The following is a 3,054-nucleotide window of genomic DNA, read 5'->3' on the forward strand; positions in this document are numbered from 1 at the left end:
GGCCGCGGATGATCCGGAGATCGTCGACTTCGTCCGGCAACGTGCGCATGGCGGGACGACGATGCTATCCGTCTGCACGGGTATCCGGATTTTGCACGCGGCCGGGCTGCTGAGCGGGAGGCCCGTTACCACGCATCACGCAGCGTTCGACGAGGTGGACGGGTGGGATGCGGTCGAGCTTCTGCACGGCCGACGCGTTGTTCGGGACGGTGATGTGTGGACCTCTGCGGGTGTCACGGCCGGGATGGATCTCGCCCTCGCGGCTATCGAGACATGGTCGTCCCGGGACGAGGCGGACCGCGTCCGGGCATACGTCGAGTATGCCTCCGGCGATGAGAGGCCGGCGGATCCGTGATCAGCACACGTCGGGGATTGGGATCGCTCAGGACTGGAGGCTGGACGAGATGGTTGAACCTCGCTCTTCCGTGACGGTGGCGGCCGTCCGCAGCGCCGTCTCAAGGCGCTCAGCGGTTCGGAAGAGCAGGTCTTCGGCGCCCGGTGCGCATGCCAGCTGAACGCCGGGGACAAGGCCGGTGGCCCGATCTCGGTTGGACCAGACGGGGATCGTGATCGCGGGCAGGTTCATGGCGTTCATGAAGATGGTCGGCGTGAACAGGCGCCGTACGCCCGGTCGTGCCATGTAGGACGCCGCGCGACCGTGCTTCATGGCCAATGCGCCGTTGGTTGGGAGAAGGAGAAGCCCGTCGTCTCCGAGCCGGTCTCGCACCGTGCGGCGATCGCGGATCAGGCGCGACTGGCTGGACGTGGCTTCCTGGTTCGACGGGCGGGTAACCTGCATGCCGAGTAGAAGCCGAAAGAAGTGCCAGTGGACAGAGGGTCGCCCGGTGGCCTGCCGAAAAAGCTCGCCCGGGACCGACAGTCCGCTGCCGTCGTCGGCTTCCAGGCCTTTCCAGAAAAAACGGAGGTAATCGCGGATGATGACCTTCAGGAAGTCCTCGTACACGCGGCCCGCGTCCGGCAGGGCGTCTACAGGCTCGATCGTGGCGCCCGCCTCCTCCAGAGCGTGCTGTGCGTTGGCTCGTGCGCCCCGGATCTCTTCGTCGCGAATCTCCACGTCGAAGGCGTCGGCGATCAGGATGCGCGGCGTGTCCACCGCGCTATCGGCGATCGGCTCGTCCGCAACGACGTCGTAGACCAGCCGGGCGTCGCGAACCGACCGGGTGAGCGGTCCGAGCGACATCATCGTGTCGGCGAATAGCTCCGGCGCGTCGGCGTCACGCGGCGGCCACGTACCGTCCGGGTCGACCGATCCCGAGGCGGGCTTGAATCCGACGATGCCGCAGCAGTGAGCAGGGTACCGGATCGAGCCGCCAAGGTCCGATCCCATCCCGATCGCCGCGCCCCCGGAGGCAACGAGGGCGGCATCCCCGCCGCTCGACCCGCCGGGAATGCGGTCGGGAGCGAGCGGGTTGTTTGTCCGGCCGAAGCGCAGGTTGACGGTTTCGTGTGTCATCGCGAACTCCGGGAGGTTCCCCCGGGCCACGACCACGGCGCCGCCCTTCTTGAGTCGGCGGACGGCAACCGCATCTGCAGAGGGGACATAGGTGGTTGCCCGCATGGATCCGGCGGTGACCGGTTCTCCTTTGATTCCGTAGGTTTCCTTTACGCTGATCGGCACACCGGCGAGCGGCCCGCCGCGTTCGGCCCGCTCTTGCGCCTTCTCCCAGGCTGTTTCGCCGAAAACGGTGGTCGCAGCGTTCAGGCGATCGGAAAACCGCTCGATCCGTTCGACGTGCTCCTCAACGACCGTCGCCGCCGACCGCGCGCCGGTCCGAATGGCCGCGGCCAGGTCCGTGGCGTCGGGAAACTGCCGGGGATCAACGAGGGGAGAGGACATCGGCCTGGGTATAGCGAAACTGGGAAGTAGAAATGCGACGTGGGGTCCGGAATATAACGGTGCGCGGGCTCCGGCGCTGGCTGAGAGGCCCGTACGGGACTGCACGAACGCAGTGCCATATCCAGACTCGCGAGAACCAACCGACATACATCCGTACACGCATACAAAGCTACGGACGCTTCCCTCAACGCACGTTCATGCCTTCAGACGGTCATCCGTTCATACCTCCGTGCGGGGTCAAGCCTAAAAATTGGCACTAAGGAGCGGGAGAGGTGTGCTCGACCCTTCATGTCTCATTTTTTGACTGGGCAAAAACCGAGACGCAAAAAACCCACCCGTCTGTGCGCGCTTCGTCTAGCGCTGCGCCCTTCGCCACACCAACCCGGTGCTAGCTCGCTGCGCTCGCGTCGCGGAACGACTCCGAACTCGCCCGCGAAACGGGCTCAAACAAGGAGTCGTTCTCGTCGTTGCTCTGGCTTCGCACTCGAGACGACGAACCGCGCAAGGCCGGGGGGAACCACGCGCGAAGCCATGACCGCAGCGCCATTACCTGGACCTGGAGCACGGACACACGTACAGCTGTAGCTGCGAACCCAGGCCCCAACCTCACACCTCGAAACAGCCGTTGGCCCTTGCGAAGATCTGCGTTTAGAGGGGCTGGAAAACGGAGCGTCCCTTCATTTCCACTCCTCGCAGGTTGACGGACTCGTTCGAGGGGGAAATTCTTCCTGTCTGAAACCTCGAAGCAACCCGCCAGACTGCGAGTCCAGGCTCATAGACGAGTCCAGGCTCATAGAGAGGTTGAGTTTGAAGAATTTCAGCGTAGTGGACCGGACCCTTCCCTGATCTTCGGCAGGCCTTGACTTTTTTTATTTCATGAGTCGCTTCGCTCGTCTGGCCGGTTTTTTGGTCAAGCAAAAAACCGGCACTAAGGCCGGGAAAGGTTCGCCGACCTTACTGTCTCAGTTTATGGCGTGGGCAACGAACGAAACACAAATAGCTTTGGAGACTGCCACGAGATAGGTGCGCTCACATCGCCCGGCCGTCTTCTCTTTGTCTCATTTTCTGACCGGGCAAAAAACGAGACGCAAAAAAAGTCGCACCAACTGGTACTAGCTCGCTTCGCTCGCGTCGCACCAAACCGGTACTAGCTCGCTTCGCTCGCGTCGCGGAACGACTCCGAACTCGCCCGCGAA

2 protein-coding genes are annotated in these 3,054 nt (G+C 63.5%); one reads left to right on the forward strand and one right to left on the reverse strand.

Translation table 11 applies throughout. The features are described 5' to 3' along the window. A partial coding sequence (locus ACFCU0_RS03990; protein WP_434972372.1) for a DJ-1/PfpI family protein occupies nt 1–355 on the forward strand: 355 nt, incomplete at its 5' end. A 27-nt stretch (nt 356–382) separates the two neighbouring features. Here ACFCU0_RS03990 and ACFCU0_RS03995 read toward each other — a convergent pair. Further along, entirely contained in the window at nt 383–1,858 is a 1,476-nt protein-coding gene (locus tag ACFCU0_RS03995; protein ID WP_434972373.1) for an amidase, read from the reverse strand. Nucleotides 1,859–3,054: the final 1,196 nt, after the last annotated feature.

Source organism: Longibacter sp., from assembly GCF_051155795.1.
Lineage (GTDB): Bacteria > Bacteroidota > Rhodothermia > Rhodothermales > Salinibacteraceae > Longibacter.

What these genes read in the sequence shown, in the direction of transcription:
- ACFCU0_RS03995 (WP_434972373.1), bottom strand. Translation starts at nt 1,858, where the DNA reads ATGTCCTCTCCCCTCGTTGATCCCCGGCAGTTTCCCGACGCCACGGAC.